7 protein-coding genes and 1 pseudogene are annotated in these 6116 nt (G+C 68.8%); 4 read left to right on the forward strand and 4 right to left on the reverse strand.

Annotation, left to right across the window (positions count from 1 at the left end):
• From ON23_RS36525 to pgsA, 3 genes and pseudogenes are all read right to left on the reverse strand, one after another.
• A pseudogene (locus tag ON23_RS36525) lies at positions 1–146 on the reverse strand (helix-turn-helix domain-containing protein); the annotation flags it as partial.
• 147 nt (positions 147–293) lie between these two features.
• Complete coding sequence (locus tag ON23_RS17690) at positions 294–830, reverse strand: CinA family protein (RefSeq protein ID WP_373282201.1); 537 nt, start codon at positions 828–830, stop codon at positions 294–296.
• Complete coding sequence (gene pgsA, locus ON23_RS17695; RefSeq protein ID WP_373282202.1) at positions 827–1489, reverse strand: CDP-diacylglycerol--glycerol-3-phosphate 3-phosphatidyltransferase; 663 nt, start codon at positions 1487–1489, stop codon at positions 827–829. The genes ON23_RS17690 and pgsA overlap by 4 nt, the downstream gene beginning before the upstream one ends.
• Positions 1490–1608: 119 nt before the next feature.
• Here pgsA and ON23_RS17700 point away from each other — a divergent pair, with 119 nt between their 5' ends.
• The 4 genes from ON23_RS17700 to ON23_RS17715 all read left to right on the forward strand — a co-directional run bounded on the left by ON23_RS17700 (position 1609) and on the right by ON23_RS17715 (position 3416).
• A complete protein-coding gene (locus ON23_RS17700; RefSeq protein WP_051042817.1) occupies positions 1609–2151 on the forward strand; it encodes an amino-acid N-acetyltransferase in 543 nt (180 codons plus the stop codon).
• A gap of 17 nt (positions 2152–2168) precedes the next feature.
• Positions 2169–2471 carry a YciI family protein gene (locus ON23_RS17705; protein WP_039779520.1) on the forward strand — a complete coding sequence of 101 codons (303 nt, stop codon included), beginning with the start codon at positions 2169–2171 and terminating at the stop codon, positions 2469–2471.
• A gap of 65 nt (positions 2472–2536) precedes the next feature.
• Positions 2537–2953 carry a nuclear transport factor 2 family protein gene (locus ON23_RS17710; protein WP_039779525.1) on the forward strand — a complete coding sequence of 139 codons (417 nt, stop codon included), beginning with the start codon at positions 2537–2539 and terminating at the stop codon, positions 2951–2953.
• A 37-nt stretch (positions 2954–2990) separates the two neighbouring features.
• Entirely contained in the window at positions 2991–3416 is a 426-nt protein-coding gene (locus ON23_RS17715) for a TIGR03668 family PPOX class F420-dependent oxidoreductase (RefSeq protein WP_039779526.1), read from the forward strand.
• A 17-nt stretch (positions 3417–3433) separates the two neighbouring features.
• Here ON23_RS17715 and ON23_RS17720 read toward each other — a convergent pair whose 3' ends face one another.
• Complete coding sequence (locus ON23_RS17720) at positions 3434–6022, reverse strand: DNA translocase FtsK (RefSeq protein ID WP_039779521.1); 2589 nt, start codon at positions 6020–6022, stop codon at positions 3434–3436.
• Positions 6023–6116: the final 94 nt, after the last annotated feature.

Here is a 6116-nt window from a genome sequence, read left to right on the forward strand (position 1 = left end):
CTCGAGGCCTCTTTCCGGCCGCGTTCGACCTCGGACAGATAGCCCAGGCTCACGCGTGCCGACGTCGACACCTCGCGCAGGGTCCGGCTCTGGGCGATCCGAGCGCGCCGCAGACTCTCGCCGATGGCCTCTCGAAGCAGCGTCATCTCGTTCTCCTCACGTTCTCGCCTCACCGGGCCGAGCGCGACCGCCGTCGAGCGTGACGCACCCCTCCGTCTACAGTGCCAACGTCGCATGCCACCCCGTTGGTTCCCGCCCGCGGGAACCGATCGGCATCCATCGGGCAGCCGTCGTCAGCCGGTGCCGTTCGGGTCGCCGCCACCGACGCGGCGCAGCAGCTCCGCGACGGCCGTGCGCACCGCGTTCATCCTGATCGTCCACCGATCCCCGGCGAGCTGCAACCGCATCACCTCGGTCCCTCCGGGGCCGCTCAGACCCAGGAAGACGGTCCCGACCGGGCAGCCGTTCTGCGCGTCCGGCCCGGCGACACCGGTGAGCCCGATCCCCCAGTCGGCCCGGCACTCCGTGCGCGCGCCGACGGCGAGCTGTTCGGCGGTTCCCGCCGCGACCGGCCCGTCGGCGGCCAGCGTGTGTTCGCTCACGCCGGCCAGGTGGTGTTTGAGGTCGGTGGCGTAGACGATCAGTCCGCCGCGCAACACCACGCTGGCTCCCGGCACCCCCGCGATCGTGGCCGCGAGCAAACCGGCGGTCAGGGATTCGGCGGTGGCCACGGTCTGTCCGATGCGGGTCAGCGTCGTCACCAGTTCGACGGCCTCGGGCGCAGCGCTCAGCGGATCGGCGGCCGCCACGTCGGTGCCCAGCGCGGTCACCGCCGCTCGACCGGCCGCGCCCACAACCGGGCCGCCTGCACCACGTAGTCCAATCCGGTCACCACGGTCAGCACCACCGCGACGTACATCAGCGCCATGCCCGCGCTCGCCCACGCGTCGGCGAGCGGCAGCAGCAGGACCCCGATCGCCACCGACTGCACCAGGGTCTTCGCCTTACCGCCGCGGCCGGCGGGGATCACGCCGCGGCGCACCACGGCCAGCCGCAGCAACGTCACGCCGATCTCGCGGGCACAGATCACGACGGTGATCCACCACGGCAGATCGCCCAGCGCCGACAATCCGATCAGGGCCGCGCCGATCAACGCCTTGTCGGCGATCGGATCCGCCAATTTGCCGAAGTCGGTGACCAGTCCGTACTTGCGCGCGAGCTGGCCGTCGATGCGGTCGGTGACCGCCGCGATGCCGAACAGCGCGGCCGCGGCGATCCGCCATCCGGTGTCGTGCCCGCCCCCGGCGAACAATGCCAGCAGGAAGATCGGCACGATCAGGATGCGCAGGACGGTGAGGACGTTGGCGATGTTCATCAGCGGCACCGCGGAGGGTTCGACCGTCCGGTTCGGTTGCGGCGGAACGAGATTCGCCCGCGCTCTGCCGGCCTCGGCCCAGGTCCGGTCCATATCGTCGCTCTGCACGCTCACCGGCACCCCCGGCCGGAACGCACGCAGCCGCGGCCCCCGGCGGATCGAGGCAGGCGGGCGGACGAGATGTGCGGCACTCCACCAGACTATCGGTTAACGACCCGACTACTGTGCACCCCATGACCACGCGGGCACATCACAGTGATTCGATCGGCGCCACCGACCCCGGCACCGTGCGAGTCCGACGCGCCCGCACCTCGGATGTGCCCGCCATCAAAAGCCTCGTCGACGTCTACGCCGGCCGCATCCTGCTGGAGAAGAATCTCGTCACGCTCTACGAGTCGGTGCAGGAATTCTGGGTGGCCGAGGTCGACGAGAGCCTCGTCGGATGTGGCGCATTACACGTGCTGTGGGCCGATCTGGGCGAAATACGCACCGTCGCGGTCCACCCCGACGCCAAGGGCCGCGGCGTCGGACGCCTGATCGTGGACCAGCTGATCGCGACCGCCCGCGAACTCCAGCTACAGCGGCTGTTCGTGCTGACCTTCGAGGTGGAGTTCTTCTCCCGGCACGGATTCGCCGAGATCGACGGCACGCCCGTCACCGCCGAGGTCTTCGCCGAGATGTGCCGCTCCTATGACACCGGTGTGGCCGAATTCCTCGACCTCAGCTACGTCAAGCCGAACACCCTCGGCAATACTCGAATGCTGTTGACCCTCTGAACCTTTCGGGAGCACCCGTGCCGATCTTCGCCGTCCACTACACCTATTCCGACGCCACCGTCGCCGGGCGCGACGAGCATCGGCCCCGGCATCGGGAATGGCTGTCGAATCTGGTCGAGCAGGGTGTGGTCCTGTCGACCGGGCCGTATGCCGACGGATCCGGCGCGCTGCTGCTGTTCCGCGCCGAGGATGCCGCGGCATTGGACGAACTGCTCGCCTCCGATCCGTTCGCGCACGAGGGACTGATCGATGCGAAGCGATTCCTGGAGTGGACCCCGGTGATGGGCGCCTTCTCGGCGCAGGCGGCGCCGAACCCCTAGGCAGGGGCGGCGAGCGCCCGCTACGATGCTCGGCATAGTCAACCAGTTGCATATGCGAGGTGGCGATGCAGGCATTCCGACAGGCCGTGGAGGCACGTGACAGCGCGGCGATCGAGGCGTTGCTCGCCGAGAACGTCGTGTTCACCAGTCCGGTGGCGTTCAAGCCCTATCCCGGCCGGGCCATCACCGCGGCGATTCTGCGCGGCGTCCTGCGGGTGTTCGAGGACTTCCGCTACGTCCGCGAGATCACCGACGCCGGCGGGCACGACTCGACGCTGATCTTCGAGGCGACGGTCGACGGAAAGCGGGTGACCGGCGCCGACTTCATCCACACCGACGAGGCCGGCCGGATCGACGATCTGATGGTGATGGTGCGCCCGCTCTCGGCGGCCAATGCCCTGGCCGCGGCGATGGGTGCGCAGTTCGAGCGCATCCAGGCCGAGGCGGCCGAGCAGATCGAGCGGGAGAGCGCGCCGCTGTAGGCCGGTGCCGTCACGTCCGGCGATCTATCGTGAACCGATGCGCTTGGATCCGAACACCGCGCTGGCGCGAGCACGCGCGGCCCGCGTGGCCCGGCTGGGGACGACCGACCCGACGGGCGGTCCCCACCTGGTGCCCGTGACCTTCGCGCTCTCGCCCTCGGGCCGGATCCTGGTGACCGCGGTCGATCAGAAACCGAAATCGACGACCGACCTGCGGCGGTTGCGCAATATCGCGGCCGACAACCGGGTCTCGGTGCTGGCCGACGACTACGACGAGGACTGGACCCGGTTGTGGTGGGTCCGGCTCGACGGCACCGCCGCCGTTGCCACCACCGACACCGAGCGCGCCGAAGCGATCGCCTGGCTCACCGCCAAATATCCGCAGTACCGCGACAACGTCCCGCGCGGACCGGTCATCCGGGTCGAGATCCGGACCGTCACCGGCTGGGCCTACACCGGCTGAGGACCTACGCCGGAAGCCTAGGCGTCGATCGCATCGGGTTCGGCCGCTTCCTCCGCCTCTCCCCCGCCGCGGATCGAATACAGCAGTCCGTCCAGCTCATCGGGTTTGACGAGCACGTCGCGCGCCTTGGAGCCCTCGCTCGGGCCGACCACACCACGTGTCTCCATCAGATCCATCAGGCGGCCCGCCTTGGCGAATCCGACGCGCAGTTTGCGCTGCAGCATCGAGGTGGAGCCGAACTGCGAGGTGACGACCAGTTCGACGGCCTGCAGGAAGACATCGAGATCGTCGCCGATATCCGGGTCGACGTCCTTCTTCTCCCCGGCCTTCGCCGTGGTGACGCCCTCCTGGTACTCGGGTTCGGCCTGATTCTTGGCGAAGTCGACGACGGCCTGGATCTCCTCGTCGGAGATGAACGCACCCTGCAACCGGGTCGGCTTGGACGCGCCCATCGGCAGGAACAGGCCGTCGCCCATACCGATCAACTTCTCCGCACCCGGCTGATCCAGGATGACCCGAGAGTCGGTGAGCGACGAGGTCGCGAAGGCCAGCCGGGAGGGAACGTTGGTCTTGATCAGGCCGGTCACCACGTCCACCGAGGGCCGCTGGGTCGCCAGCACCAGATGGATACCGGCCGCTCGCGCCTTCTGGGTGATGCGCACGATGGCGTCCTCGACGTCGCGCGGCGCGGTCATCATCAGATCGGCCAGCTCGTCGACGATCGCCAGGATGTAGGGATAGGGCCGGTACACGCGCTCGCTGCCCAGCGGTGTGGTGATCTGGCCCGATTTCACCTTCTTGTTGAAATCGTCAATATGGCGGACCTTGCTGGCCTGCATGTCCTGATATCGCTGTTCCATCTCCTCCACCAGCCAGGCCAGCGCGGCGGCGGCCTTCTTCGGCTGGGTGATGATGGGCGTGATGAGATGCGGAATGCCCTCGTACGGCGTGAGTTCCACCATCTTCGGGTCGATGAGGATCATCCGCACCTCGTCCGGCGTGGCGCGGCCCAGCAGCGAGACCAGCATCGAGTTGACGAAACTCGACTTACCCGAACCTGTGGAACCGGCGACCAGCAGATGCGGCATCTTCGCCAGATTCGCCGAGACGAATTCGCCCTCGATGTTCTTTCCGAGTCCGATCACCAACGGGTGATGGTCGTTTCGCGTGGAGGGCGCCTTGAGCACATCCGCCAGCCGGACCAGTTCGCGGTCGGCGTTGGGCACCTCGATACCGACCGCCGACTTGCCCGGGATCGGTGCGAGCAAACGCACATTCTCGGTGGCGACCGCATAGGCGATATTGCGGGCCAGGGCGGTGATCTTCTCGACCTTCACGCCGGGCCCGAGTTCGACCTCGTAGCGGGTGACGGTGGGACCGCGCACGAAACCGGTGACCGCCGCGTCGATCTTGAACTGCACCAGCACCTCGGTGATCGCCTCGATCATCGATTCGTTGGCGGCGCTGCGCTTCTTCGGCGGATCGCCGTCGGTCAGCAGTGTCAGCGGCGGCAGTTGATAGTCGCCGTCGACCTCGCGGTCGGTGACGAATTCCAGTTGCTGCGCGGGCGGCGGCTCGGGTGTCTGGTCGACGACCTTGGGTGCCTTGCGCGTCTTGGGTTTGGTTGCGGGAGGAGGCGTTTCGTCCGCCTCGGCGATATCCTTCGCGTCGCGCAACGGCGGTTCGCCGAGGACCTCGGTGACCGCGTCGGCGCCGCCGAATTCGTCGGCCGGGTAGTTCTCCGCCGGGGTGCGCCCGCGCCGCGACGAACGGCTCTTGTGCACCGGAAAGCCGTCGGCGTCATAGTTTTCCGGGTCGTAGAGCCCGTATTGCCCGTCGTCGTCGGCGAATTCGGCATCGGGCAGGCCGAACAGCTCCCGCAGCCGATGCGGAACCTCACGCACCGTCGTACCGGTCACCAGCAGCAATCCGAAGAGCATGGCCAGCAACAACAGCGGCACCGCCAGCCACGCGGTGAGCCCGTTGCGCAGCGGCCCGCCCAGCACGTAGCCGACGAAACCCGCCGCATGGGCGCGCCCGTGCGCGTCGGCCGGCGCGCCCGCGAAGATATGCCAGATTCCCAGCGCCGGCAGCCCCACCAGCAACCCGCCCAGGACCAGGCGGGGCCGGATCTCGGGCCGCGGTTCGGTGCGCATCAGCACCACCGCGATACCGGAGGCCACGAAAGGCAGGACGGCCGCGGCGGATCCGGCGATCGCGCGCACCGCGGTGTCGACCCAGTGCCCCACCGGGCCACCCGCCGACAACCAGACCGCTGCCGCGATGACGACGCTGAAAGCGACCAGCGCCAACGCGATTCCGTCGCGGCGGTGACCGTGTTCGATCTCCCCCGCGCGGCTGATGGTGCGGGTGGTGGCGCCGAATCCGCGTGCCAGCACCGACCAGCCGTTGCCGATACCGCGGCCGATCACCGCCAGCGGCGCGGTCTGCGGTGACCGGCGCACCGGCCGGCGGGTCGCGGTGGTGCGGCCGCGCGGCGCCGAACGGGCGCGCGAGCCTCCCGAGCGAGTCCGCGCCGGAGCCCGCCCCCGGGTGGATCCCGCCCGCGAACTCGACGTCGTGGTGCCGCGGGACTTACCTGCCATGACCTCAGGCTAGCCGCAATCGCCCCATCGGGACCATCCGCAACACCCATCCCAACCACATCATTGCCGACCTCACAACGCCGTCAGCGGCCGG

This window comes from Nocardia cerradoensis NBRC 101014, assembly GCF_000308535.1.
GTDB lineage: Bacteria > Actinomycetota > Actinomycetes > Mycobacteriales > Mycobacteriaceae > Nocardia > Nocardia cerradoensis.